The sequence below is a fragment of the Thalassospira sp. MCCC 1A01428 genome, assembly GCF_002115825.1.
Lineage (GTDB): Bacteria > Pseudomonadota > Alphaproteobacteria > Rhodospirillales > Thalassospiraceae > Thalassospira.
Window position 1 is genome coordinate 141625 of sequence record NZ_JFJZ01000004.1, and the last position, 24928, is coordinate 166552.

General features: G+C 54.2%; 24 protein-coding genes. 4 read left to right on the forward strand and 20 right to left on the reverse strand.

Annotated elements, in window-relative coordinates; all coding sequences use genetic code 11:
* Positions 1-73: 73 nt before the first annotated feature.
* The 15 genes from leuD to ccoG form a co-directional block, all read right to left on the reverse strand.
* On the reverse strand, positions 74-685 hold the full coding sequence (leuD, locus tag THS27_RS05070) for a 3-isopropylmalate dehydratase small subunit (RefSeq protein ID WP_085588503.1): 612 nt from the start codon (positions 683-685) through the stop codon (positions 74-76).
* Positions 686-689: 4 nt separating this feature from the next.
* Positions 690-878 carry a hypothetical protein gene (locus THS27_RS05075; RefSeq protein WP_085588505.1) on the reverse strand — a complete coding sequence of 63 codons (189 nt, stop codon included), beginning with the start codon at positions 876-878 and terminating at the stop codon, positions 690-692.
* Between the two features lie 9 nt (positions 879-887).
* On the reverse strand, positions 888-2300 hold the full coding sequence (gene leuC / locus THS27_RS05080; RefSeq protein WP_085588507.1) for a 3-isopropylmalate dehydratase large subunit: 1413 nt from the start codon (positions 2298-2300) through the stop codon (positions 888-890).
* 641 nt (positions 2301-2941) lie between these two features.
* Positions 2942-3346 carry a 50S ribosomal protein L19 gene (rplS, locus tag THS27_RS05085; RefSeq protein ID WP_085588509.1) on the reverse strand — a complete coding sequence of 135 codons (405 nt, stop codon included), beginning with the start codon at positions 3344-3346 and terminating at the stop codon, positions 2942-2944.
* Positions 3343-4065 (reverse strand): tRNA (guanosine(37)-N1)-methyltransferase TrmD, encoded by a 723-nt coding sequence (gene trmD / locus THS27_RS05090; RefSeq protein WP_085588511.1) that lies wholly within the window; start codon positions 4063-4065, stop codon positions 3343-3345. Before trmD ends, rplS begins: the two co-directional genes overlap by 4 nt.
* A 2-nt stretch (positions 4066-4067) precedes the next feature.
* Positions 4068-4742, reverse strand: a complete 675-nt coding sequence (gene rimM / locus THS27_RS05095) for a ribosome maturation factor RimM (RefSeq protein ID WP_085588513.1) — start codon at positions 4740-4742, stop codon at positions 4068-4070.
* A gap of 48 nt (positions 4743-4790) precedes the next feature.
* Positions 4791-5168, reverse strand: a complete 378-nt coding sequence (gene rpsP / locus THS27_RS05100; RefSeq protein ID WP_085588515.1) for a 30S ribosomal protein S16 — start codon at positions 5166-5168, stop codon at positions 4791-4793.
* Between the two features lie 142 nt (positions 5169-5310).
* A complete protein-coding gene (gene ffh / locus THS27_RS05105) occupies positions 5311-6792 on the reverse strand; it encodes a signal recognition particle protein (protein ID WP_085588517.1) in 1482 nt (493 codons plus the stop codon).
* Positions 6793-7049: 257 nt separating this feature from the next.
* Positions 7050-7919, reverse strand: a complete 870-nt coding sequence (panC, locus tag THS27_RS05110) for a pantoate--beta-alanine ligase (protein WP_085588519.1) — start codon at positions 7917-7919, stop codon at positions 7050-7052.
* Positions 7920-7938: 19 nt separating this feature from the next.
* Entirely contained in the window at positions 7939-8787 is an 849-nt protein-coding gene (gene panB / locus THS27_RS05115) for a 3-methyl-2-oxobutanoate hydroxymethyltransferase (protein WP_085588521.1), read from the reverse strand.
* A 178-nt stretch (positions 8788-8965) separates the two neighbouring features.
* The gene (locus THS27_RS05120) at positions 8966-9664 is read right to left on the reverse strand and encodes a cyclic nucleotide-binding domain-containing protein (RefSeq protein WP_085588523.1); all 699 of its coding nucleotides are present in this window, start codon (positions 9662-9664) and stop codon (positions 8966-8968) included.
* Positions 9665-9759: 95 nt separating this feature from the next.
* On the reverse strand, positions 9760-9936 hold the full coding sequence (ccoS, locus tag THS27_RS05125) for a cbb3-type cytochrome oxidase assembly protein CcoS (RefSeq protein WP_085588525.1): 177 nt from the start codon (positions 9934-9936) through the stop codon (positions 9760-9762).
* A gap of 16 nt (positions 9937-9952) precedes the next feature.
* On the reverse strand, positions 9953-12319 hold the full coding sequence (locus THS27_RS05130; protein ID WP_085588527.1) for a heavy metal translocating P-type ATPase metal-binding domain-containing protein: 2367 nt from the start codon (positions 12317-12319) through the stop codon (positions 9953-9955).
* Positions 12316-12837 carry a FixH family protein gene (locus tag THS27_RS05135; RefSeq protein ID WP_085588529.1) on the reverse strand — a complete coding sequence of 174 codons (522 nt, stop codon included), beginning with the start codon at positions 12835-12837 and terminating at the stop codon, positions 12316-12318. Before THS27_RS05135 ends, THS27_RS05130 begins: the two co-directional genes overlap by 4 nt.
* A 29-nt stretch (positions 12838-12866) precedes the next feature.
* On the reverse strand, positions 12867-14363 hold the full coding sequence (gene ccoG, locus THS27_RS05140; protein ID WP_085588531.1) for a cytochrome c oxidase accessory protein CcoG: 1497 nt from the start codon (positions 14361-14363) through the stop codon (positions 12867-12869).
* Between the two features lie 710 nt (positions 14364-15073).
* On the opposite strand from ccoG, the gene THS27_RS05145 reads away from it, so the two are divergent.
* Positions 15074-15622: an RNA polymerase sigma factor gene (locus tag THS27_RS05145; protein ID WP_139835478.1), complete on the forward strand. Its 549-nt coding sequence runs from the start codon at positions 15074-15076 to the stop codon at positions 15620-15622.
* A gap of 69 nt (positions 15623-15691) precedes the next feature.
* The gene (locus THS27_RS05150) at positions 15692-16636 is read left to right on the forward strand and encodes a FecR family protein (RefSeq protein ID WP_085588535.1); all 945 of its coding nucleotides are present in this window, start codon (positions 15692-15694) and stop codon (positions 16634-16636) included.
* A gap of 19 nt (positions 16637-16655) precedes the next feature.
* Here THS27_RS05150 and THS27_RS05155 read toward each other — a convergent pair whose 3' ends face one another.
* On the reverse strand, positions 16656-17567 hold the full coding sequence (locus tag THS27_RS05155; protein WP_085588537.1) for a LysR family transcriptional regulator: 912 nt from the start codon (positions 17565-17567) through the stop codon (positions 16656-16658).
* Between the two features lie 312 nt (positions 17568-17879).
* Between THS27_RS05155 and THS27_RS05160 the strand changes: the two genes are divergently transcribed.
* Positions 17880-18551 (forward strand): glutathione S-transferase family protein, encoded by a 672-nt coding sequence (locus THS27_RS05160; protein ID WP_085588539.1) that lies wholly within the window; start codon positions 17880-17882, stop codon positions 18549-18551.
* Positions 18552-18942: 391 nt separating this feature from the next.
* Positions 18943-21414 carry a TonB-dependent receptor domain-containing protein gene (locus THS27_RS05170; protein ID WP_085588543.1) on the forward strand — a complete coding sequence of 824 codons (2472 nt, stop codon included), beginning with the start codon at positions 18943-18945 and terminating at the stop codon, positions 21412-21414.
* Positions 21415-21515: 101 nt separating this feature from the next.
* Here THS27_RS05170 and ccoP read toward each other — a convergent pair whose 3' ends face one another.
* The 4 genes from ccoP to ccoN are packed head-to-tail and all read right to left on the reverse strand — an operon-like array spanning position 21516 to position 24773.
* Positions 21516-22388 (reverse strand): cytochrome-c oxidase, cbb3-type subunit III, encoded by an 873-nt coding sequence (ccoP, locus tag THS27_RS05175; protein ID WP_085588545.1) that lies wholly within the window; start codon positions 22386-22388, stop codon positions 21516-21518.
* Between the two features lie 19 nt (positions 22389-22407).
* Positions 22408-22563 (reverse strand): cbb3-type cytochrome c oxidase subunit 3, encoded by a 156-nt coding sequence (locus THS27_RS05180; protein ID WP_085588547.1) that lies wholly within the window; start codon positions 22561-22563, stop codon positions 22408-22410.
* Positions 22564-22579: 16 nt separating this feature from the next.
* Positions 22580-23308, reverse strand: a complete 729-nt coding sequence (gene ccoO, locus THS27_RS05185; protein ID WP_085588549.1) for a cytochrome-c oxidase, cbb3-type subunit II — start codon at positions 23306-23308, stop codon at positions 22580-22582.
* A gap of 13 nt (positions 23309-23321) precedes the next feature.
* On the reverse strand, positions 23322-24773 hold the full coding sequence (ccoN, locus tag THS27_RS05190) for a cytochrome-c oxidase, cbb3-type subunit I (protein ID WP_085588768.1): 1452 nt from the start codon (positions 24771-24773) through the stop codon (positions 23322-23324).
* Positions 24774-24928: the final 155 nt, after the last annotated feature.

The following is a 24928-nucleotide window of genomic DNA, read 5'->3' on the forward strand; positions in this document are numbered from 1 at the left end:
CGGCGCGAAGGCGCGCCAGACATGCGGGAATTAAAAAAGGGCAGCGCAAAATATTTGCGCCACCCGGAATGTTTTACAGCGACAGCCAGGGCTGGGATGCGGCGCGTTCGGCTTCAAAACCGTTAATCGCATCGGCCTGTTGCAATGTCAGCCCAATGTCATCCAGGCCGTTAAGCATGCAATGCTTGCGGAACGCTTCGACCTCAAACTTGATGCAACCGCCATCCGGGCCGGTGATTTCCTGTTTTTCAAGGTCAACCGTTACCGTGGCATTGGCACCGCGTTCGGCATCCGACATCAGTTTATCAACATCTTCCTGCGGCAGCGCGATCGGCAAAATGCCGTTCTTAAAGCAGTTGTTATAGAAAATGTCGGCAAAGCTGGGCGCGATGATGCAGCGAATGCCAAAATCCAGCAGGGACCAGGGCGCATGTTCACGCGATGAACCACAGCCAAAATTGGCACCGGTGACAAGAATTTTAGCATCGCGATAGGCAGGCTGATTAAGAACGAAATCGGGGATTTCATTGCCGTTATCGTCATAACGCATTTCATCAAACAGGTTTTTACCCAGACCCGAACGTTTAATGGTCTTGAGGAACTGCTTGGGGATGATCATGTCGGTATCGACATTGAGCATCGGCAACGGTGCGGCCACACCGGTTAAAGTGTTGAACTTGTCCATTGTCTTATCCCTTGTTTTCAGCGTCCAGCACCAGACCCAGTGCTTCGATCAGGTCTTCGGTGGCGTCGATGTCATTGGCGACGAAATCCGGCAGGTTAATACCGGTGAGCTGGGGCAACAGGCTTTCCAGCACCATTGCCCGCCCATACCGCGTTACGCCGTTTTCATGAATGATAAAGGCTTGTGCAGACATTACAAAGCCTTACACGATTTCAAGTTTACGAACGTCGGTCAGATGACCGGTTACTGCGGCAGCAACGGCCATTGCCGGGCTTAACAGATGGGTGCGGCCCCCGCGGCCCTGACGGCCTTCAAAGTTACGGTTCGAGGTCGATGCACACCGTTCGCCCGGTTCCAGACGGTCGGGGTTCATGGCCAGGCACATCGAGCAACCCGGTTCGCGCCATTCAAAACCAGCTTCGATAAAGATCTGATCCAGACCTTCGGCTTCGGCCTGTTCCTTGACCAGACCGGACCCCGGCACAACCATGGCATTGACCGATGCGTCAACCTTGCGGCCTTTGGCCACAACGGCGGCAGCGCGCAAATCCTCGATCCGGCCATTGGTGCATGAACCAATGAAAACGCGGTCGATTTTAACTTCTTCCAACGGCGTACCAGCAACCAGACCCATATATTCAAGCGACCGGGCAATGGCTTTTTTCTTGCCAGCATCGGTTACATCATCCGGGCCGGGAACAACGGCACTGATCGGGGCAACGTCTTCCGGGCTGGTACCCCAGGTTACCTGCGGGATGATGTCATTGGCATCAAGTTCGACGATTTTGTCGTAATGTGCGCCTTCGTCAGATGGCAGGGTCTTCCAGTATTCAACAGCCTGTTCATATGCTGCCCCTTTGGGGGCCATCGGACGGCCTTTGATATATTCAAAGGTTTTTTCATCCGGTGCGATCAAACCGGCGCGCGCACCGCCTTCAATCGACATGTTGCAAACCGTCATGCGACCTTCCATCGACAGCGCACGAATGGCCGAACCGGCATATTCGATCACGTAACCGGTGCCGCCTGCGGTACCGATGCGGCCAATAATGGCAAGGGTGATGTCCTTTGCGGTAACACCGGGGTGCAAGTCGCCCTCAACCTTGACCAGCATGTTTTTGGCCGGTTTTTGAACCAGGGTCTGGGTTGCCAGAACATGTTCCACTTCGGATGTGCCAATCCCAAATGCCAGCGCGCCGAATGCGCCGTGGGTCGAGGTGTGCGAATCGCCGCAAACCATGGTTACACCGGGCAGGGTAAAGCCTTCTTCCGGGCCCACGATATGCACAATACCCTGGCGCAGATCGTTCATCGGGAAATAATGAATGCCGGTGTCGCGCGCGTTTTGATCAAGGGTATCAACCTGAATACGGCTGTCTTCTTCCTTGATGCCCTGGGAGCGGTCGGTGGTCGGCACGTTATGGTCGGGCACGGCCAGTGTCAGTTCGGGATGGCGCACTTTGCGACCAGCATTACGAAGGCCTTCAAACGCCTGCGGACTGGTAACCTCGTGAACGAGATGGCGGTCGATATAAATAAGGCAGGTGCCGTCATCCTGCGTGTTAATCACATGGCTTGCCCAAATTTTGTCAAAAAGGGTTTTCGGGTTTCCCATCTCGACCTCCTCTCTATTCGATCCTGTGTGCGGTATTGCAAAACATGATGCGCGCGGGCAGGCGATGCGAATGATACCGGGGCTAAAACCGTACGATCATCACGGGATAATCTGGTTTCCATGCAGGTAGCGGGTTACCGCCATTTCCTCCGGCGCAGTTTGATGCTGCGAAATATTATTATTCAGAAACGCTTGCCCGGGGCTGTTTTTGCCGCGGGACTGTTTTTATACACGCCAGCTTGCAAATCGCAAGCGCCAGAGCGGGTGTTTTTTCAGGCGACAACATCTTTAAATTGAAATGGTCAAAATTTGGCATCTTTGGGTAGCTGATGCAGCCCATAAAGCGGGATTGAGCCCCATAGTCTAAATAGCTGATATAGAAAAATGTGATGGCTAAGGGTGAACAATTCCGCCAATGAGATGGTTGGCGGGTGGATTTTACCGATTCGCCATAACACAACTATTGCGTGTTTTTATGATCGTTCAATCGCCACAAACCGGCATGGATCAATCACGGCCAATAACGCGCGAGGCACAGATACGCAAGGGGATGTGGCAGGGCAGATAAGGGTCAGGCATAAAAAAACGGGCCCATTTTGCAATGGACCCGTTTTGTGCTGTCCGGTTGCCCGGTGGTCAGCTTACTTCTTGCGTTCAGCCGCAGTCAGCTTGCCTTTGTGACCATTGGTCTGTTCGGCGATACGTGCCGACTTACCAGTACGGCCGCGCAGGTAGTAAAGCTTTGCACGACGAACATCACCACGACGTACGACTTCGATTTTGTCGATGGCCGGGGAATAGTTCTGGAAAATACGCTCAACACCTTCACCCGATGCGATTTTACGCACGGTGAAAGAAGAGTTCAGGCCGCGGTTTTTACGCGCGATGCAAACGCCTTCGAACTGCTGAATACGCTCACGCGTGCCTTCAACAACTTTCAGGTGAACGCGAACGGTGTCACCGGCATCAAATTCCGGCACAGCGCGCTTTTCGGAGATTTTATCAAGCTGATCTTTTTCGATCTGCTGAATGATTGCATTGGTCATGATTTAACCCTCTTTGCTGGGCCCGTGGCAACATACTGATCCCAAAGGTCAGGACGCCGTTCACGAGTGATTTCTTCTGCCTGGTCAAGCCGCCAGGCCTGTATCTTGGCATGATGCCCGGAGAGTAGAATTTCCGGCACGTCACGCCCGTTCCAATTGGCCGGGCGCGTGTAATGCGGATATTCCAGCAACCCGGTTTCAAAGCTTTCCTCATCGACGGAAGCAGCGGTATTCACCACTCCTTCGATCAGGCGTATGCACGATTCAATCAGGACCATGGCCGGCAATTCGCCGCCCATAAGGATGTAATCGCCAATGCTGATTTCCTCGACCTGGTGTTCATCCAGTACACGTTGGTCGATACCTTCGTAACGACCGCATAACAGCATCACACCCGGTCCCGCTGCCAGTTCACGGCAGCGTTTCTGGTTCAGCATCTTTCCCCGCGGGCTGAGATAAATCAGCGGTAATTCCGGTGCCGAAGCACGAAGTTCACGCAGGGCGGCATCGACGATATCGGGGCGCATGACCATACCGGCCCCACCCCCGAAAGGATTATCGTCAACCGTGCGGTGGCGGTCCGTCGCATGGTCGCGAATGTCTTTGACATCCAGCGACCAGATCCCGTTTTCCAATGCCTTGCCAGCCAAAGCCTGGCCGACGGCACCGGGAAACATTTCCGGGAACAGGGTTGCGACCTTGGCCTGCCACACGGGCATCCTCAGGCCTCCTTTCCGCTGCCGGTCGCGGTTTCCGCGCCTGCCGCATCTGCGGTCACGGCTTCGGAGTCGCGGTCGGCCTGGGTGTTGTTGCGTGATTTTGATGCGCGACGCGGGCGATTGCCCGGTCCTTCATCTTCCTGCAACAGCCCCTCGGGCGGATTAACCACCAGCTTGCGTTCCGACAAAACCACTTCTGGCACAACTGCGCGGGTAAACGGCAACACAACAACTTTTCCCCGGCCTTCTTCCAGGGCGATTTCGATCACATCGCCCGCCCCAAAGTCAGCCACGCCGCGGACGGTGCCAAAAACAGATCCATCAACATGGATCGCTTTCAGACCGACCAGATCGGCAAGATAGAATTCGTCGTCTGTTTCCGTGTCCGGCAATGCCGCCCGTGGAATATGAAGCCGGGTTCCGCGCAGTCGTTCAGCACCGTCACGGTCATTGACACCATCGATCTTGGCGATCAACTGGTCACGAACGTGGCCAACGGGCGACAGTTTGAATTTCTGTTTCCCTTTGGCATCAAATAACGGGCCATAACCAACCAGATTATCCGGATCGACGGTATAGCTTTTGACGCGCACGGCACCGCGCACCCCGTGAGGGGCCGTGATCATGCCGATGCAGACAAAATCTGTATCGCTTTTGGATTTGCGGTTCTCAGCCATGTCAGTTCACAATTACCTGGTATCTGATCAGATCGTACGATCAGCCAATTATTCGCTAGCAGCTTCGGCAGCAGCTTCAGCAGCGGCAGCTTCTTTTTCAGCCTTTTCACGAAGACGTTCCTGGGCTTTCGCCTTCGGAGCAGACTTCTTGGGCTGTTCGGTCGGCTTGAACGCATCAGCCAGACCAGCTTTACCCAGGAAACGGGCAACGCGTTCGGTCGGCTGGGCGCCAACGCCAAGCCAGTATTTAATGCGCTCTTCTTTGAAGGTAACGCGGTTGTCAGCTTCTTTCGGAAGCATCGGATCATAGGTTCCGACCTTTTCGATGAAGCTACCGTCGCGAGGCGCACGGGCGTCAGCAACTACGATGCGGTAGTAAGGACGCTTTTTGGCACCGCCACGGGAGAGACGAATCTTGACAGCCATTCGGATAAGTTCCTTTCAGCTCGGGTTTAGTAGTCTTTACGTTACGGCCCCTTGCAGGGCCAATTTGATCCGGTTCGAATGAACCTTTAAGCAAGGTTCGTGCGAGACCGCTTGATGTGGTTCTTTCGAACCGGGGGCCTGGTTATTTCTTTTTACCAAACCCCGGAAAGCCCGGCGGCAATGCACCGCCGCCCAATCCCGGAAGTTTCGGCATACCGCCGCCCATACCGGGAAAACCTTTGGGAAGCTGAAGATCTCCAGCATCCCCGCCTTCCAGCATGGATGGGTCCATCTGGGGCATACCTTTGCCAAACATTCCCTTTTTGCCCATTTTGCCGACCTTTTTAATCATCGTCGCCATGGTCTGGTACTGTTTGAGAAGTTTGTTGACGTCCTGAACACTCAGGCCGCAACCAGCTGCAATACGTTTCTTGCGCGATGCCTTGATCAGCGCGGGGTTCTCGCGCTCTTTCACGGTCATCGACTGAATGATTGCTTCCTGGTGTTTTAACAGTTTCGGGTCGATCTTGGTTTGGGCCATCTGCTTTTTCATCGCACCCATGCCCGGCAACATGCCCATGATGCCCGAAAGATCGCCCATTTTCTGAAGCTGTTTAAGCTGCGCGAGAAGGTCGTTCAGGTCGAACTGGCCTTTCTGCAGCTTTTTGGCCATCTTTTCAGCGTCTTCACGCTCGATGGTTTCGGCTGCACGTTCAACCAGGCTAACCACGTCGCCCATGCCCAGGATACGGCCAGCGATACGATCAGGATGGAAGGGTTCCATCTCGTCGATTTTTTCGCCAACACCCAGCATCTTGATCGGACAACCGGTAATCTGACGCATCGACAGGGCCGCACCACCGCGTGCATCGCCGTCAACACGGGTCAGAACGATACCGGTAATGCCAACCTTGTCGGCAAATTCCTTGGCAACGTTCACGGCATCCTGGCCGGTCATGGCATCGGTGACCAGCAGGGTTTCAGTCGGCTTTACCGCATCACGGACCTGGGCGACTTCGCTCATCAGTTCCATGTCGATATGCAGGCGGCCCGCCGTATCAAGGATCACGGCATCAAAGCCTTCCTTGCGACCCATATCCATGGCGCGCCTGGCAATCGCAACCGGCTTTTCGCCCATAATGATCGGCAGGGCATGCAGGCCATTGGCATCGGCCAGAATTTTAAGCTGCTGCTGGGCGGCCGGGCGATAAATATCGAGCGAGGCCAGCAGGACTTTTTTATTGCGCTTTTGGGTCAGGTGCAGGGCAATTTTGGCGGAACTGGTGGTTTTACCCGACCCCTGCAAACCAACCATCAAAATCGGCACCGGCGGGGTGGCAGCAAGATTGATTTCTTCGCCATCGCCCAGCATGTTTTTAAGTTCATCATGGACGATCTTGACGACCATCTGGCCCGGCGTTACCGACCGTAAAACATCCTGGCCTACGGCGCGTTCGGTCGCTTTGCTGATGAAATCTTTAACAACGGGAAGGGCGACGTCAGCCTCAAGCAGGGCGACTCGAACTTCGCGCATGGCTTCGCGGACGTCAGATTCCTTTAACGCACCGCGTTTACGCAGTTTGTCGAGAACGCCGCCAAGCCGATCGCTAAGTCCTTCAAACATCCCATATCCCGTCTGTTTGCCGGTGTTTCCACCATGTGCGCACAAAAAAAATTTGCCCAGTGCTCGAAATCTCGAGGACTGGGGGAGTCACCATACGGATGACCTTTGCTGTGGGGTGTTTAAGTGAGAGCCGGGTAAGAGTCAAGCCCAAAGCAAGGTAAAAGGCCCGGTTTCTGCGCTTTTCGCTATAAAGACTTCATGGCGCAGGGGGCGCGGCGAGTCCGTCCTGTCGGACGGTCGCAAAAGCCGCCCTATCGTCAGGTATCGGGGCAATCTGGCTGGTTAATTGCCAGATTATCGATCAGGCGCGCTTTGCCCAGCCGTGCTGCAACAAAAACCCGGGCCGGACGGTTTACAACCCCTTGCATCAGTTCCAAAGTTTCGGCATCGCGAATTTCCAGATAATCAATCGGGGAAAACCCGGCAGCGGCAATTTGTTGACGCCCTGTTTCCAGCAACGGTTCAATGGCATCACCGTTAGCGGCCCGTGCGGCAATCTCCGATAGAACCGCAAACAGGGTGGTTGCGATTTGGCGTTCATCAACAGAGAGATAGCGGTTGCGCGATGACATCGCCAATCCGTCATTTTCCCGATGGATCGGCGCACCGATGATCGATACCGGAATGTTGAGATCGGTAACAAAGCGCTTGATTACCATTAATTGCTGGTAATCCTTTTCGCCAAACAGCGCGACATCGGGCAGGGATTGCAGCAGCAATTTGCTAACCACTTGTGCCATGCCGTCAAAATGGCCGGGGCGCGAGGCACCACACAGCATGTCGGTCATTTTATCGATATGCAGGCGGGTGGCAAAGCCGGTGGGATACATTTCCTCCACCGTCGGGGCAAAACATAACTCGACCCCCGCTTCATCCATAATTGCCTGGTCGTCGGGCAGGGTGCGCGGGTAAGCAGCAAAATCTTCGGTTGGGCCAAACTGGGTTGGATTAACAAAAACACTGACGATCACCCGGTCAGCATATTTCCGGGCCAGCTTTGTCAGGCTGATATGGCCTTCATGCAAGGCGCCCATCGTGGGGACAAGCGCAATTTTGAGGCCTTCTGCGCGCCATTTGGAAACCTGGGCGCGCAGATCGGCGACGGTGTGAACTGTAAGCAGGCTCATGTCTTGAAAATCGCTTGTCTTATTTTACCGCGCGTAAATTGCCCGGTTTTGCCATGCCATAACAATGCTCGTCAGCCGGAAAGCTCCGGTTGCGCACATCGGTGGCATAACTGGCTGCTGCGTCGGCCACCTGGTCGCCCAGACTGGCATAACGTTTGACAAATTTTGGCGTGAAGTCGGAAAACAGGCCCAGCATGTCTTCGGTAACCAGAACTTGCCCATCGCAAGCCGCCGATGCCCCGATACCGATGGTGGGAATGTCTATTTCGGCGGTAATGGCACGGGCAACGGCTTCGACCGTGCCTTCAATAACAACACTGAACGCGCCGGCTTTTGCCACGGCTTTGGCATCAAGCATAACCTTGCTGGCTGTTGCCTCGTCGCGACCCTGCGATTTGAAGCCACCCAGTGTATTCACCTGCTGTGGCATCAGGCCGATATGGGCCATAACGGGAACGCCGCGCCGGGTTAGAAATTCGATGGTGTCGGCCAGTTCGGCGCCACCTTCAAGTTTAACAGCCGCACATCCGGTTTCTGCCAGAATATGCGCTGCAGTGCGAAATGCCTGTTCTTTGGATTCCTGATAGCTGCCAAAGGGCAGGTCAATAACGACACAGGCCGTTTTGCTGCCGCGCATCACAGCCTTGCCGTGGTTGACCATCATGTCAACCGTTACAGCCAGTGTGTTTTCCATGCCGTACACCACTGTGCCAACGGAATCGCCAACCAAAAGCAGGTCGCAGTGGGCATCCAGGCGTTGGGCAATGGGCGTGGTATAGGCAGTCAGGCAGACAATCGGGTCGCCGCCCTTGCGGGCACGAAGGGCAGGAACCGTGACCCGACCCTTTTTATTGGTGGTGGTGCTCATGACGTTTCTCCGCCGGGTTTACCGGTATGTGCAGCCCGGTCTCCGCCGGACGGGCAGTCATGTTTACAATAGGATGACAGCAGGCGCGAAATATTTTTTCGCAGTTGCGTATGCACTTTGGTCAGGGGTGGTTCCCGTTTGCAGGCGTGACCTTAAATAAACAAACATTTACAGGGCCTTAAAGCCCTTCTGCCAGGTCTTCCAGCATTCCCATGCCAATGGCTTCAATATGTTTGTTGTCTTTAAGTGAAATGGTCGATTCCTTGCGCAATTGCGTCAGGGTGCGCGATACCGTTTCAATGGTCAGGCCCAGATAGTCCGCAATATCAGAACGGCTCATTGGTACTTCGATGGCATCGGCATCGACACCGCGATGTTCCTGGCGGCGGGCCAGCATCAGCAAAAATGATGCGACTTTTTCCTTGGCTGTCTTGCGCCCCAAAAGCAGCATCTGGTCCTGTGCTGCAGCGAGTTCGTCAACCGCCATGCCCAGCATGCGTTTTTCAAGGCGCGGATATTCGTCAAACAGGCGTTCCAGTTTCTGCCGCGGAAAACGACAAGCTGTTACCGGTTCGATGGCTTCGGCGGTGTAGCTGTAAGTCTGGTTAAGCGCCAGACCCAGAAAATCACCGGCAAACAGAAAGCCGGTAATCTGGCGGCGGCCATCGCCTAGAAGTTTGTAAAGCTTCACCGAACCCGATGTTACATTGAACACATAGTCGGCATCTTCAGCTTCATGAAAAATGGTGCTGTGGCTGTCATACTGAACATGGGTCAGCAACTGACGCAGGCGCGTGTGTTCTTCACCGTGTAAGGCAGAGCAAAAGGTAAGGTCCCGAATATCACAGGCCTCACAAAGCTGGGAACGAACCGCCATCTGTTTCTCCGAGGCTGTACAGTGTATACGCGCACAAACTGGAATTACTTTAGACGATTGTGATGAAAGGATACAAGCTATTCATTTCATCATCGTCATTTTGGTCCTGGGTTGTTTTTCGGGGCGACGTTTTCGTCGTCGTCGAACAGGATCCGGTTTGCGGCACCATCCATATCGTCGAATTGCCCGGACTTCAATGCCCATAAAAATGCACCCAGGCCCAAAAGTCCGAGAAATAATGCGATAGGGATTAAAAGCAGCAGGTTGCTCATGATATTTTCTCTGTGGTCATGGCTGTTTTTTCCAATTCAAACGCAAGGCGTTGGCAATGACAACCAGCGAGGATGTGGACATGGCAATTGCAGCAATCAGCGGAGTAACAATGCCCGCCACGGCAAGGGGAATGGTGACAATATTATAGGCAAAAGACAGCGAAAAATTTTGCCGCACCAGTCGATCAGCCATCCGGGCAACCCCAAGTGCCGTTATCACGGCCCCCAGCCGGTCGCCCTGAAAGATGATATCGGCAGCATTCTGGCTGATTTCAGCAGCACTTGCCGGTGACATCGAGGCATGGGCAGCGGCAAGGGCCGGGGCATCATTGATGCCGTCGCCCACCATCAGGTCATGGTGCCCGGCCAGGGCACGTTGCTCCACGACGGATACTTTCTGGGCGGGGGACAGGGCCGCCTGCCAGCTTGCGATATCAAGTTCATTGGCAAGCTGGCGCACATTATCGGCCCGGTCGCCCGACAATAACAGCACCGGGATTTTTTCAGCATGTAATGTTGCAATTGTCGATGCGGCATCGGGGCGAGGTAAATCGCGAAAGCCAAACCGGGTGGCTGCCTTGCCCGGTTCTGCCAGCCATATTTCAGGTCCGCTTTCATTGTTTGTCGGTAAAATGGCATGATTGGCCCCGCAAAATTCGCGGCTGCCAAGGCGGATTTCCCCCTGGGGCACCATCATCGACAGGCCTTGTCCCGGATGTTCACTTACGCGGGCGGCAACAAATGTGTCGCCCGCGGCCCGTACCAGGGCGCGTGACAGCGGGTGGTTGCTGTTTGCGGCCATTGAAGCCGCAAGTTTCAGGGTGTCATGGTCCGGTGTTGTGATCAGTTCGGGGTGCCCGGTTGTGAGCGTGCCGGTTTTATCAAACAGAACCCCGTCAATTTTGGTCAGCCTTTCCAGGGCTGTGGCCGATTTAACCAGAATGCCGGCCTTTAACAGGCGCCCGGTTGCCAGCACTTGCACCACCGGCACGGCCAACGCCAGCGCGCACGGGCAAGTCACAATCAGCACCGCAATGGCGTTCATTAACGAGTCTTGCCAGCCAATGCCACCGATCAGCCACCAGCCCAAAAAGGTTATTGCCGCCAGACTGTGAACCACGGGGGCGTAGGCGCGGGCAACACGGTCGGCCAGGGCGACATATTTGGCGCGGCCCTGTTCGGCATTTTCCATCAGGCGAACAATTTCGGCCAGCAGGGTCGAGTCACCGGTTGCGGTGATTTGCACCCGAACCGGTGCTGATAAATTCATGGTGCCGGCAAAAACCCGGCTGCCGACATTGACCGGACTGGGCAGGCTTTCACCGCTAATCACGCTGGTATCAATGTCGGATTGGCCCTCAATAATGTCACCGTCAATGCCCACCCGTTCGCCTGCGGCCACTAGAACAACCATGCCAGGCTGTGCCTTTTCCGGTGCCAGAACCCGGCGTGTTCCATCCGGGTTTATGATGGTGATGGACCGTGCGCGCAGGGTCAGCATATGTTCGGCGGCCGAGCGGGCCTGGCTGCGGGCTCGCCCGTCCAGATAACGCCCGATCAGCAGGAAAAACAGCAAGGTTATGGCACTGTCAAAATAGGCGTGTTCGGCCCCGCGCATGGTTTCAAACAGGCTCATGCCCAGGGCGAGCAATACTGCCAGCGTAATGGGTACATCCATATTGACCCGGCCATGGCGCAACGCGCCAAGGGCAGAGCGAAAAAACGGCCGCCCGGCATAGGCAACGGCAGGAACCGCAATCAGGGCAGAAAACCAGTGGAACAGGTCGCGGGTAAATTCGCCCATACCCTGAATATAACCCGCCCATATTGATACCGACAGCAGCATGACGTTGCCCGCTGCAAACCCGGCCACGGCCAGACACCGCAAAAGCTCGCGGTTGCGTTGGTCGGTTGCCCGTTCAAGGGTTTCCGGGTCAAACGGGATCAACCGGTATCCCATCTGGAATACCGGTGCGATCAGCCCGGCGATATCAGCCGGTTGCCCTTCCCATGCCAGGTGTAAACGCCGGGTGGTCATGTTGATGCGGGCCTGCACCACCTGTTGCTGGCGCTGCAAAATGGTTTCGATCAACCACACACAGGCCGCACAATGCAGCCCGTCTATCATCATGTCGAGATGGCACTCGCCATTCTCGCCGGTGCTGACAAGGTCGGTGAAATCAAAGGCACCCGGCCCGTCATCTTCGGGTTTAAGGGCGCGAATGTTGGGATCAACGCTGCGGCGGGTATAATAGGATTGAAGGCCCAGATCGTTAATCAGGGAAAAGGCACCTTCGCATCCTGTGCAGCAAAAGTCAGGTCCAGCCGGCGAGCTGGCAGTCACCGGCTCGCCACAATGGCGGCAGGCGGTAATCGCGTTCATTGCTTGATCAGTACATCCTCGACGACCTGATAGTCGTGGTTTTGCGCGTGCGCAACAATCCGCAATTTCCAGTTTCCATAGACAGGGACGTTGGCGCGGGTACGGTATTCACCGGGGCTGATTTCGCTCAGCATGATTTTTTCGTCCATATCATCGCGGTCATTACGCATCAAAACCGCTTCCATCTTTGCGCCTGAAATCGGTTCCTGTGCCTTGTCACGGAACAGCACTGTGATGGTGGCTTCGTTGTTGATAACACCGGCAACCGTTACCTTGGTACGCCAGCCCAGTTCTGCCTGGGCCCGCGCATCGGAAAGGGCTTCGTTATAGGTGTTGCCATCTTCAAAGGCATGGTCGCTGACCAGGCCAACCCAACTGGTTTGGGAAAAAACGATCAGGCAGATATTGGCGAACAGCATGACGGCAAATCCGCCCACGAAATACCACGGTATCAACCGGTCCGATTTGCGCGGGCCCGAGGAAGCCGGGATCGAGGTTGTATTGGTTGTGGTGGTCATTTCGACGGCCCTTTTTGGCGGGCCGACCCTTATTTTTTCGGGCCGGCAAAGATGGTGTCATGGGTTTCAGAAACGTCGCTATCGGTGTTGGTCACAATGAAATCAATCGGTGTGGCATCACTTTGCAGGCTCGACGGACTGGCGGCAATGAAAACCCGGTAACTGCCGACCTGATCGGGTGCAACTGTCAGCGAGAATTTACCGTCTGGCGTTGGTTTTTGACCGATAATCTGGAAATCGGTGGCATTTACGCCCGACAGATCAAGAAGATAGGTTTGCTGGCTTTGTTCCTTGTTCAAAATCTTAAGCGTATAGCCATTACGGACATCGCCCGTTGAAAGCGGCACATAAAGCGGGTTGCGATCGCGCAGAACGTTAACGTCCATGGTGCTGCGATTTAGCAGGCCAACCAGCATCACCCCGGCAACAACGACCAGCAGCACAGAATAAAAGATCGTGCGCGGGCGAATAATGCGGACTTTGGCAGCCTGGCCGTGCGCGCGCAATTGCGAGTTCTGGACCGAGTCGAAACGCACGAGGTCGCGCGGGAAGCTAACCTTGTCCATCATTTCGTTACAGGCATCGATGCACAAACCGCAGCCAATGCATTCAAGTTGCAATCCATCGCGAATATCGATCCCGGTGGGGCAGACATTGACGCAGGCATGGCAATCAATGCAGTGGCCGGTTTCGGGAACTTCACCACGTACAAGGTTTTTGCGTTTGATCGGCCCGCGCTGTTCGCCGCGCCATGCCTCGTAGGTGACAATCATTGATTCGTCATCAAGCATGGCCGACTGAAATCGCGGCCACGGGCACATATAGGTGCAAACCTGTTCGCGGGCCCAACCGGCCAGCAGATAGGTCGAAAATGTCAAAAATCCCATGGTGACGTAAACGGCCATGCTGGCATTGCCGGTGAAAATGTCGACGATCAGGGTTGGTGCATCGTTAAAATACAGAACAAATGCGCCCCCGGTAACCAGCGAAATAATAATCCACGCCAGATGGGTGCCGCCGATTTTGCCAAATTTTTCTAATGACCACGGGGCTTTATCCAGCCGCATACGGGCATTGCGGTCGCCCTGAATATAGCGTTCAACCAGCATGAACAGGTCGGTCCATACAGTTTGCGGGCAGGCATAACCACACCAGATACGGCCATAAAGCGATGTCGCCAAAAACAGGCCGATTGCGGCCATGATCAGGATGCCGGTAATGTAATAAACTTCCTGCGGCCATATTTCGATAAAGAAGAAATACGCCCGGCCCAGATCCATATCGATCAAAACCGCCTGATCCGGTGCTGATGGCCCACGGTCCCAGCGCAACCACGGAACGATCCAGTAAATTGTCAAAAGCGTGATCAGCGCAAACCATTTCAGGTTACGAAAATGGCCCGAAACACGTTTCGGATAGACCTTTTCGCGGTCTTTATAAAGCGGGATATCGTCCTCAAGCGGCGCTTCGTCGTTTTGTGGCGTCATCTTTTCGGGCGCTGATGATTGAGTACGAGATAATTCCATGATCGGGACCTGACCATTTGCCGTGCGATACAGACCGGCTGCTCTCATATTGATTGTGGGGCAATCAACCAGTCGGTACTGCGGGGATCTACCGGGGCGGCACGCTCGACCTGGCAGACTTGGGATTATTCAAATCCCGCAGGCAAAATATTGGAAACTGGCCTTGCTGTTCCATGACACAAATCAATTTTCGGCCCTGCGAACTGCTCGTGGACGGTTGCCTGTCACGTATTCAACCAAAGAAAATCCTGTTTTCGAGCAGGGGAACTGATGCCCGGTCATAAGCAAGTGCTTGAAGTGTCACGGTTTTATATTCAAGAGTTGTGATAAAGGATGGGATCGGTATTGACGGTAGGGCGATTTTGCAGATGCGAAGGATTTTAAATTTTATGAATTTTTTGACGAAAGTACGTCTGAAAGCCGCATGAAACGGAGGTTTTTACGACATAAAAGAACGTAATTTTGCCGGACAATACCCATACAAATCGCTGTTGAAAAACGGTTGCGAAGGGGTCACTGCGAATATGATTCGTCGCGTCGCCAGATTCGCATACGAACCGGGTATAGGGACCTGCCAGGTGACGTGCGCGTCTATGTATCCATAACGATAATGATAATGATAATGATTATTATTTACATTGTTGTTTTGTGGCAAAGCTGTTACCAACGGCACCATTCTGTTTTTCACTGTTGGTTTCGCAAGCTCAGGCATGTCTGCACATGATCCGCTGCATAATCTGTTTTCAAAGCGCCGCAAGGCGTTGCTTGCGCTTGCCTATCAGCGGTGCGGTTCGCGTACAGATGCCGAGGATTTCGTCCAGGAATGTTTTGCCCGTGCCATGCAACTGGACTGGGCCGAGGTCGGAAAACCCGATGCCTTGTTGGCCACCATTCTGATCAATCTGATCCGCGATCACGACAGACGCCAGTTTACCCGGCAATGGGCGGATGGTGGCAGTGGCCTTGAAGCCCGGCTGGAGAAAATATCCGATCAGTCGCCATCCGCTGAACAGCGGCTGGAACATCGGCAAACGCTGGACCGGGTAATTGAAGCAATGGCCGAACTTCCCGATAAACGCGCGCGGATATTCCGTATGAGCCGCGTTCAGGGCATGAGCTATGCTGCCATTTCACATGCAACAGGCCTGACCAAGAAGGGAATTGAAAAACACATTCAACGTGCCTTAAGTGACCTGCGCGAGATATTGCGCCGGCACGATGTTGGAAAAAGGCGTTATTTTCCCGACAAGGACAGTTAGGATTATGAATTTAGACCTGAAAGCAGCAGCGAGCATTTCCCAATTGATGTGTAATTTGGATATCCTGTGATGGCGGGGCCCGATCAGAGCGAAGCCGAACAGGAACAGGCGGCGCGTGACTGGTGGCATGTGATGGCCGACGATGCCAGTGCAGTCGAAAATTTCGCGGCCTTTGCCCAATGGTGTGACGCCGTACCGGGCAACCGCGAAACATTTGATCGCATCAGCCTTGCCTATCAGCAAAGCCGTACGGCACCGCCCTTGCGAGCCAAGCAAGTTCGGCGGCAAGAGCCGCGTCACAAACCGGCACGGCGGCCTAATCCGCTGCGCCGGTTGGGGATGACCCTTGCCGGGGCGGGGTTTGCGCTGGTCGCGGCCTTATCTGCGGTGGCGATTATCCCGCGCGATGCTGCCTGGCAGGAAATTGATCTGGCGGATGGCTCGGTTGCTTCGGTGGCGCCGGGAAGTGATTATGACATTGCCTTCAATGATCAGTTTCGCAACATCCGCCTTGCCCATGGCAGTATCGTTATTTCGGCCGCCAAGGACCGGCAACGGCCGATGCAGGTGATTACTGACCAGGCAACGGTGCGGGTTGTGGGCACCAAATTTGCCGTTTCCATCATTGGGAATGATGTTGAAACGTCGGTTCTGGAAGGCATTGTCGGGGTGCGTGGCAATGCCGGGGACAGCCGCAATTATGAACTGAAACCGGGCGACCGCCTGTGGCTTGGTGCCGGGCATGATGCCCTGCAAACCACAGTACCGCTGGCAAACGCACTGGAAATTCGCAAGGGCTGGCAAAGTTTTCGCAATGCCCCGCTTGCCGATGTGCTGGATGGTATTTCGCGCCATAGCGGGCACCGTTTTGTGCTTTCGCCCCTGTATCAGGGACAAAAAAGGATTACCGGGCGGTTTAACCTGACACGCGCAGATCAAACCATAGCCGTATTGGCCAAACTGGCCCCGATCACCATTCAGCCGGTAACGGGCAATTTGACGCTGGTTTATTAGGTGCCTTGCCGTTTGTACCTCAGTCACCTGCTATTTTCAGTTCAGGCTGCCCGGCGCAAATGGCTGCCAGAAAATCGATAAAATGCCGCACGCGTGATGGCATGCGCCGCCCGGCACTTGTCACCGCATTGATCGGGTAGGGTGGTGGTGCATAGGCATTAAGGATGCGTATCACCTCGCCACTTGCCAGCTCGCGGGTGAAAAGCCAACTGGCATGATGGGCAATTCCCAAACCGGCAAGCACCGCGCCGCGCACATGTTCGGCATCATTGGTGCGAAAGGCCCCCTTGGCATCAAAGGTAACCTGCTCGCCATTTACCATAAAACCCCAGCCCATAATGTCGCCTTTATAAACATAGCTGATGCAGTGATGCTGGCTTAGCTCATCAAGGTTTTGCGGGGTGCCATGCCGGGAAAAATAGGTGTTTGATGCCAGCGTGATCATGCGCATATCGCCAATGTGGCGCGCGATCAGGGCTGAATCCGACAGCCGTCCGATGCGAATGGCAACATCAATGCCTTCCTCGATCAGGTCCACATGCCGGCCCGATACCTCCATTTCAATCGCAATATCGGGGAAACGGTCGCGGAATTCCGCCAGCCTGGGAATAATAAACATGCGTCCGAATGCCGGGGAAACCGATACACGGATCAATCCTGCCGGGGCGGATTGCCCCTCGGTCACCCTTTCTTCAATCAGGTCTATATCCTGCAAAATATCAAGGGTGGCTTCGTAATAGTCCTGTCCGGCGGGCGTAACGGCCAGCATTCGTGAATTACGTTGCAAAAGCTGGATGCCAAGCCGGGCTTCAAGGGTGGCAAGCTGCTTGCTGACGGTTGGCTGGCTGATATTCAAGTCACGTGCTGCCTGCGAAAAACTGCCGCTTTCAACAACGCGCACGAACATTCGCATGGCATCCAGCTTATCCATTGTCCACCTTCCGATTTCTGCTTACCCGGTCATTCACTTTTCCGGTTTTCATATACGCGACCAAGCCCGTGATTATTGGGCAGGGCAAGACAGGGCCATCCGATGGCGACAGGTCCGCCGTCAATGCTTTGGCTTACCGTGCTGCTGCGTTTTGGCCCTGCATCTTGCGGGATGGGTGGCTGTTAAAACTATCATCTTAAATTCTGAAATAGAATAGATGGTATTATAATTTCGTAAATTTCATTCGATATGTGAATGGATATATAGCCGTGGCAGCGCCCAGTCACGGGCTTTGATTTGAAAGGTATTATAATGGCGATCAGGATTTACGGTGACGCGGGCTCGGGCAGCCTGCGCCGTGTGACCACTGCGGCAAAGATCATGGGCATTGATATTGAGCGCGTCAAAATTGACCTGTTCAAAGGCGAAAGTCAGACCGATGCCTTCAAGGCACGCCTTAATCCCCATGGTTTGACACCGGTGCTGGAGGATGAAGATACCATTTTATGGGAGGCATCGGCCATTAACCTTTATCTTGCCAGCAAGGCGGATTCCCCGCTGGTGGGCAGGACAGAGAAAGAACGGTTTCAGGTTTTGCAATGGATGTTCTGGTCGGGTGAGCAATGGCGTACCTTTACCACCACCATTTTTGGCGAACGTGTTGCAAAACCGGTCATGGGCCAGCCCCAGGACGAAGCCGTGGTTAAATATGCCGAAGACCGTATCCACGGGGCGGCGAAAGTGCTGGACCAGCATCTTGAAGGCCGGAATTTCATGGTTGGCGATGCGCTGACCTTTGCCGATATCGATATTGCAGCACCGTTTTCGCAAATTGACCGGGCAAAGTTTCCATTCGGTGATTATCCACACCTGATGGCCTGGCATAACAATCTTTTGCGTACCATCCCGGCCTGGGCCGAGACAAAAGCCGAGGTTGATGAACGCATGGAAACCTTCCTGCGCAGCGTGGGTGTGACCCTGTAGGACGGCTTTGCGGTGGTTGGTTGTCGCTCCGCTACGGAGAGGGGACCGGCCACCAGCATTTGGTGCATGTTTGGGGGCGAGCTGGCAGATTGGGCGATGCCGGTACGGCAGGTTATTCGCGCGAATACCTTTCCCCGGCCTTGGAAAATTCCCCGCAAATTTCGTGTAACCCTCGCCCGCAAGCATCGTTGGCAGTACACGGCGGTGGCGGGCAGCAGGGACGGGGAAGCCCAAATTGCGGAAATCCAGCGTATTTGGGCTGCTTTCCAGTCCTTACAAAACTAATTGCGAATAATTTTCATTTTCTTTGTCGGGCAGTCAGCTGTTTCTGCGTCCTTACTATCAAGCCGGATTTATTTCCCTGCCGTCAGATAGTTTAGGACACCAGAATATGACTTCACCCTTGCCATCGGGTTCTTCGTTTAAATGGGTATTGCTGTTGGGTACGGCCCTGATCCCTGCTATTTCGGTATCCGCCTTTGCCCAGCAAAAACCGCCACTGGCGGCGGATAGCAGCTTGCAATTCAATATCCCCCGCACCGATCTTGTTTCGGCGATTGATCTGTTATCCCAGCAGGTTGACCGTCCCGTTGCGCTGAGTGACGGCGTGAATGGTCATCAGCAGGTGGGGCCACTTGTCGGGCGTTACAGCCTTGAACAGGCCTTAAACCACCTTTTGGGGGCAAGCGGTATGAGATACCAGCTTGGTAATGGCAGCATCATCATATTGCCCGGCAAACCTGCGACAGATGTGCTGTCTGCGCGCGAAGACGAGGTTCTGAAACTCGACCCGGTGATTATCGTTGCCGATCATATTGACCGTTTCAATGTCGGTGTATCATCGGTTGACAGCGAACTGATCGAACGGATCCAGGCAACAACAGTTCCTGAATTAATGGATGATTTGCCCGGCATTGATATGAACGGGACGGCGCGCCCGCAGGGGCAATCGCTTAATATCTGGGGGTTTGGTGATCAGGAGGACGTTAAAATCCTGCTTGATGGCGCACAAAAGGATTTCGAAAAATACCGCCAGGGTACTGTGTTTATCGAGCCGGACCTGATCAAGAAAGTGGATGTGCATAAAGGGGCGTTTTCGCCGCGCTCATATGGTGCATTTGGCGGCACGGTGGAGCTTAAAACAAAATCGGCAGCCGATATGTTAAAGGACGGACAGGATTTTGGGGTGTTCACCAAATTTGGTTATGCCACAAATGGGAATGAAAATACCGAAACCACAGCAGTTTACGGTCAGGACAAGGATGCCGGGATTCAGTTACTGGTATCCGGGACGCGCAGGGCGAACAAAAAGTTCCGCACCAGTGATGGGCAGCGTTTGAACCTGTCATCGGGCACGCTTTATAGCGGTCATTTCAAAGGCAGCCTTGACCGCGACAACCACTTTATCGAAATCGCCGGGGCAATGTCTGAAAGCGACCGTCTGGCCCCCTTCGCCGCCAAACGTGGTCAGATTATTCCCACTGATTATCTGATTGGACGATATGGCTATGACCTTGCGCTTGCGCGTTCCACGGTGGACCGTGAAACCAGCGATCGGTCATTGTCGGGCGAATATAATTATAATCCCGACAGTGATTTGATTAACACAACGGCAAAACTAAGCTGGTCGCGCACCCGGCAGCGTGATGACCGTCTGATTGATGACATGTTTGTCAGCCTGGGGTTGGGCGGCAACATTAACTGGCTGACCTATGATACTTACACAGCCGATCTTTATAACCAGTCCGACTATGAACTGTTCGGGCTTGATAACAGTTTTACCTATGGCGTTCAGTACAAGTTTCAGGACCGCGACAGCTGGGCCTATGACCGCAGCCTGCGCAACAGTGCCACAGGCAATTACGGATATTTGCAGCCTTATAATATTCCGTCGGGCAACCAGTCCATCTATTCCGGGTGGGGGGAATATAATGTTGATTTCGGCAATGGTTTCGAACTGACGCCGGGTTTGCGCTATGATTACATCGTCAGCAAAGGGGTGCCGAACGCAGCAAGCAAATATAACAACCCGGCGGTCGGGCACGATTACGGTGAAGAAACCTATAGCGGTTTTTCACCGTCGTTAAATGCCTTTTACAAAATGAACCCGAACTACACGCTGTTTGCCGATTGGGCCTATAAGCTGCGCGCACCGCTGGTGGATGAAATTTATACAGTGGGCAGTACGCGGGCGACTTCTAACCAGCTTAATGTTGAACGGGTGAATGCAAAGCGCATCGGTTTGTCGACCCGGTTTGAAAATGTGATGCAGGCAAAGGATGTGGTGCATACCCGCCTGTCGCTGTTTCGCAACGATGTAGACGATAATATCCAGGTCCTGTTTGGCAGCCCCAATGTGGCCCTTTATGGCGATAATGCCCCGTCCTATGCCAATTTGCCGGGTTATTATACCCAGGGGATCGAGGCGGAGTTTTATTACGATAGCCCCGGTGTGTTTGGCGGTGCGACATTTTCGGTTATGGAAGGCGAACATAACGGATCGTTGCGTGACATTCATGGCGCAGATCAACTGGTTTATGACATTGCGCCAATGAAACTGGTGACGACACTGGGCTATAAAATTGCATCCTATGATCTGTCGCTGGGTTGGAAAGGCAAGTTTGTCAAACGCCAAACCGACGTTCCTGACGATGATGTCTTTCCTTATTCACCCTATCCGGCGAGTGCGGGTTATGCCCTGCATGATGTTTTTGTGAGCTGGACCCCGGATGACGGTGCCTTTTACGGGGCAGAGGCAAACTTTACGATTCAGAACCTGTTTGACAGTTATTATCAGCCCTATCTTGGCGTGTTCCCGGGCAAGGGGCGTAATTTCAAATTTTCGCTTAGTTACAAGCTGTAATCGTGGGGCGCAGGCAATAAAAAAGACCGGGGCGGCAAAACCCCGGTCTTCTTTTTTGTCAGGATCACAGGGCAGTTTATAAGACTGCCCTGTAATGGTTGTTACTGACCACCACCAAGCGAGTGAACATAAACCGCCAGCATTTTGATGGTTTCGTCACTAAGCTTGCCTTCCCAGGCCGGCATGACACCGCGACGGGCATTGGTGACCGTTTCGGTGATGGTGGCCTGGTCGCCGCCATACAGCCAGATATTGTCGGTCAGGTTTGGCGCACCCATTTCGGTAATGCCCTTGGCGTTGTCGCCATGGCACGCTGCACAGTTATCGGCAAAGATTTCTGTGCCACGTTCTGCGGCGGCAGGGTCGGTTTCCCGGCCACTAAAGGACAGGACATGTTGTACAACGTCGCTGATTTCGGCGTTGGACAGGATGCCATCCTTGCCAAATGCAGGCATATCATTGAAACGGGTATCGTCGTTTTGCGACCAGCGCGCGCCAACATGGATGGTTTGCGAGATGTCATCAAGCGTCCCCCCCCATAGCCAGTCATCGTCCTGAAGGGATGGGAAGCCGGTATTGCCAACCCCGCCCGTGCCGTGGCACGGGGCGCAGTTTTCAGCAAATACAGCCTTGCCACCTGCCATCGAAAAATTGAGAAGTTCCGAATCGTTGGCAATCTGGTCAACATCCAGAGCAGCGAGGCGTTCCATATAAGGCGCGCGTTCGGCAGCAACATTTGCCATCGTTTCTTCAATTTTCGACCGTTCGGTGATGTTGAACATCCCTTTCAAATAGCCGTGTGCGGTTGGAAAGGATGGATAAACCACCCAGTAACCGATCGACCAGATGATGCAAACCCAAAACACATAGACCCACCAGGACGGGAGCGGCGTATTGAGCTCCTTGATACCGTCCCATTGATGGCCGGTTGTTTCGCGGCCGGTAACATTGTCTTTTTCGACATGCGTCGACATAGCTCGGTTCTCCCTCGTCCTAGTCCTTGAACGGGATCTGGGCATGGTCTTCAAAGTTCTTCTGGCGTTTTTTGCTTGGCCACATGACGAAAGCAATAATCACCGCAAAGAAAACCATCAGCCACAGCCCCCACAAGGGCCGGAGAAAATCAGCGAGTGCGGAAAAGAATTCCATAATTCGCCTCCTTGTCTCAGCGCAAATTCATGCTTGGGTTATAGGTGGTGAAGTCCACCATACGGCCCAGAATTTGCAGATACGCGATCAGGGCATCCATCTCGGTCAGTTTCTCCGGATTGCCGTCAAAATCCCCGGTGGCGGCATTCGGATAGCGGGCGAGGAAGTCGTCGTAATCCTCGTCTGCGGTGGCCTGAAGATGAAGGTCCGCCACTGCGTCCTCGATCTGTTCGTCGGTGTAGGGAACCCCGACCATGCGCAACGTTTTAAGATGTTCTGCTGCGTCGTCGAACTTCAGTTCCTTTTTGGCAAGGAACGGATAGCCCGGCATGATCGATTCCGGCACGACCGAACGCGGGTCATCAAGGTGGGCAACATGCCAGGCATTGGAATATTTGCCGCCGACACGTGCCAGATCCGGCCCGGTACGCTTGGAACCCCACTGGAACGGATGGTCATACATCGACTCTGCAGCCAGGCTGTAATGGCCATAACGTTCCACTTCGTCACGGAACGGACGGATCATCTGCGAATGGCAGTTATAGCAACCTTCGCGGATATAGATGTTCCGGCCTGCCTGTTCCAGCGGCGTGTAGGGACGAACCCCTTCGACCTTCTCGATCGTCTGTTCCATCGTGAACAACGGAACGATTTCAACAATCCCGCCGATGATGATGGTCAGAAAAATACCGAGAATAAGGAAGAAAACGTTCTTCTCGAGGAAGTGGTGTTTTTTAAGAAGCATTTTCCATCCCTCCTTACTGGACCGCTGCCGGGGCACTAACCCCGATCGGTGCTTCCCGACGGATATCACCACGGATCGTCTTGTAGACGTTCCAGACCATCAGGAAGGAACCCAGAAGGAACAGGGCGCCGCCAGTGGCACGGATGATGTAGTAGGGATGCATAGCTTCAACGGTTTCGATGAAGGAATACTGAAGGAAACCAAGCTGATCGTGGGCACGCCACATCAAACCCTGCATGATACCCGATACCCACATCGAGGTGATGTAGAGGACGATACCAATGGTGCCGAGCCAGAAGTGATGCGCCACCAGACGCATGGAATACAGGCGCTCACGGTTCCACAGAACCGGGATCAGGAAGTAGATCGCACCGAATGTTACGAAAGCAACCCAGCCCAAGGCACCAGAGTGAACGTGGCCGATGGTCCAGTCGGTATAGTGCGACAAACCGTTAACCGATTTGATCGACATAACCGGGCCTTCGAAGGTCGACATGCCATAGAAACCAACAGCGGCAACCATGAAACGCAAAACCGGATCGGTACGCAGTTTGTCCCAGGCCCCCGAAAGGGTCATCAGACCGTTGATCATCCCGCCCCATGAAGGCATCCACAGCATGATCGAGAAGGTCATGCCAAGGGTTTGTGCCCAGTCGGGCAGGGCAGTGTAGTGCAAGTGGTGCGGACCGGCCCAGATATAAAGGAAGATCAGCGCCCAGAAGTGAATGATCGACAGGCGGTAGGAATAAACCGGACGTTCGGCACGTTTCGGAATGAAGTAGTACATCATGCCGAGGAAGCCAGCGGTCAGGAAGAAGCCCACTGCGTTATGGCCATACCACCACTGGGTCAGGGCGTCCTGCACACCGGAAAACATCGAATAGGATTTGGTGCCGAAAAGCGAGACCGGTATCGCCAGGTTGTTGCCCAGATGCAGCATCGCGATGGTCACGATGAAGGCCAGGTAAAACCAGTTGGCCACATAAATATGCGGTTCCTGGCGTTTCAACAGGGTGCCGACAAAAATGGCCAGATAGCAAACCCAGACAATGGTAAGCCACAGGTCAACGAACCATTCCGGTTCGGCATATTCGCGGCCCTGGGTCACGCCCATCACATAGCCGATTGCGGCCATGACGATGAACAACTGATAGCCCCAGAATACGAAGGCAGGCAAAGCCTTGCCACCGAACAGGCGGGCGCGACAAGTGCGCTGTACGACATAAAACGATGTCGCCAGCAGCGCATTGCCGCCAAATGCAAAAATGACTGCCGAGGTGTGAAGCGGGCGCAGACGCCCGAAATTCAGATACTCGAAGTCAAAGTTTAATGCGGGAAACGCCAACTGCCAGGCGATAAGATCACCTGCCAGAAAGCCGACGACGCCCCAAAAGACGGTCGCCAGCGCGCCCCAGCGCACTACGTCCATATTGTAGTCAACGGCGGACGAAGCCGTCTGTGCCATGCTCCCCTGGCTCATTCTCGACTCCCGTTTGCGTGTGCGGGTGGATTGCCGCATGGGGCCGGCAATCCGAACAGCCCTGGCGGCATCCTGCAATGACCTGGTCATCCCCCGTGCCGCCGACGATAAAAAATTCCGGTTCAACCTGTGATTGTTGT

Excerpts from the sequence above, each read along its gene's own strand:
- leuD (WP_085588503.1), bottom strand. The coding sequence starts at position 685 with ATGGACAAGTTCAACACTTTAACCGGTGTGGCCGCACCGTTGCCGATG.
- THS27_RS05075 (WP_085588505.1), bottom strand. The coding sequence starts at position 878 with ATGTCTGCACAAGCCTTTATCATTCATGAAAACGGCGTAACGCGGTAT.
- leuC (WP_085588507.1), bottom strand. The coding sequence starts at position 2,300 with ATGGGAAACCCGAAAACCCTTTTTGACAAAATTTGGGCAAGCCATGTG.
- rplS (WP_085588509.1), bottom strand. The coding sequence starts at position 3,346 with ATGACCAATGCAATCATTCAGCAGATCGAAAAAGATCAGCTTGATAAA.
- trmD (WP_085588511.1), bottom strand. The coding sequence starts at position 4,065 with ATGCCCGTGTGGCAGGCCAAGGTCGCAACCCTGTTCCCGGAAATGTTT.
- rimM (WP_085588513.1), bottom strand. The coding sequence starts at position 4,742 with ATGGCTGAGAACCGCAAATCCAAAAGCGATACAGATTTTGTCTGCATC.
- rpsP (WP_085588515.1), bottom strand. The coding sequence starts at position 5,168 with ATGGCTGTCAAGATTCGTCTCTCCCGTGGCGGTGCCAAAAAGCGTCCT.
- ffh (WP_085588517.1), bottom strand. The coding sequence starts at position 6,792 with ATGTTTGAAGGACTTAGCGATCGGCTTGGCGGCGTTCTCGACAAACTG.
- panC (WP_085588519.1), bottom strand. The coding sequence starts at position 7,919 with ATGAGCCTGCTTACAGTTCACACCGTCGCCGATCTGCGCGCCCAGGTT.
- panB (WP_085588521.1), bottom strand. The coding sequence starts at position 8,787 with ATGAGCACCACCACCAATAAAAAGGGTCGGGTCACGGTTCCTGCCCTT.
- THS27_RS05120 (WP_085588523.1), bottom strand. The coding sequence starts at position 9,664 with ATGGCGGTTCGTTCCCAGCTTTGTGAGGCCTGTGATATTCGGGACCTT.
- ccoS (WP_085588525.1), bottom strand. The coding sequence starts at position 9,936 with ATGAGCAACCTGCTGCTTTTAATCCCTATCGCATTATTTCTCGGACTT.
- THS27_RS05130 (WP_085588527.1), bottom strand. The coding sequence starts at position 12,319 with ATGAACGCGATTACCGCCTGCCGCCATTGTGGCGAGCCGGTGACTGCC.
- THS27_RS05135 (WP_085588529.1), bottom strand. The coding sequence starts at position 12,837 with ATGACCACCACAACCAATACAACCTCGATCCCGGCTTCCTCGGGCCCG.
- ccoG (WP_085588531.1), bottom strand. The coding sequence starts at position 14,363 with ATGGAATTATCTCGTACTCAATCATCAGCGCCCGAAAAGATGACGCCA.
- THS27_RS05145 (WP_139835478.1), top strand. The coding sequence starts at position 15,074 with ATGTCTGCACATGATCCGCTGCATAATCTGTTTTCAAAGCGCCGCAAG.
- THS27_RS05150 (WP_085588535.1), top strand. The coding sequence starts at position 15,692 with ATGGCGGGGCCCGATCAGAGCGAAGCCGAACAGGAACAGGCGGCGCGT.
- THS27_RS05155 (WP_085588537.1), bottom strand. The coding sequence starts at position 17,567 with ATGGATAAGCTGGATGCCATGCGAATGTTCGTGCGCGTTGTTGAAAGC.
- THS27_RS05160 (WP_085588539.1), top strand. The coding sequence starts at position 17,880 with ATGGCGATCAGGATTTACGGTGACGCGGGCTCGGGCAGCCTGCGCCGT.
- THS27_RS05170 (WP_085588543.1), top strand. The coding sequence starts at position 18,943 with ATGACTTCACCCTTGCCATCGGGTTCTTCGTTTAAATGGGTATTGCTG.
- ccoP (WP_085588545.1), bottom strand. The coding sequence starts at position 22,388 with ATGTCGACGCATGTCGAAAAAGACAATGTTACCGGCCGCGAAACAACC.
- THS27_RS05180 (WP_085588547.1), bottom strand. The coding sequence starts at position 22,563 with ATGGAATTCTTTTCCGCACTCGCTGATTTTCTCCGGCCCTTGTGGGGG.
- ccoO (WP_085588549.1), bottom strand. The coding sequence starts at position 23,308 with ATGCTTCTTAAAAAACACCACTTCCTCGAGAAGAACGTTTTCTTCCTT.
- ccoN (WP_085588768.1), bottom strand. The coding sequence starts at position 24,773 with ATGGCACAGACGGCTTCGTCCGCCGTTGACTACAATATGGACGTAGTG.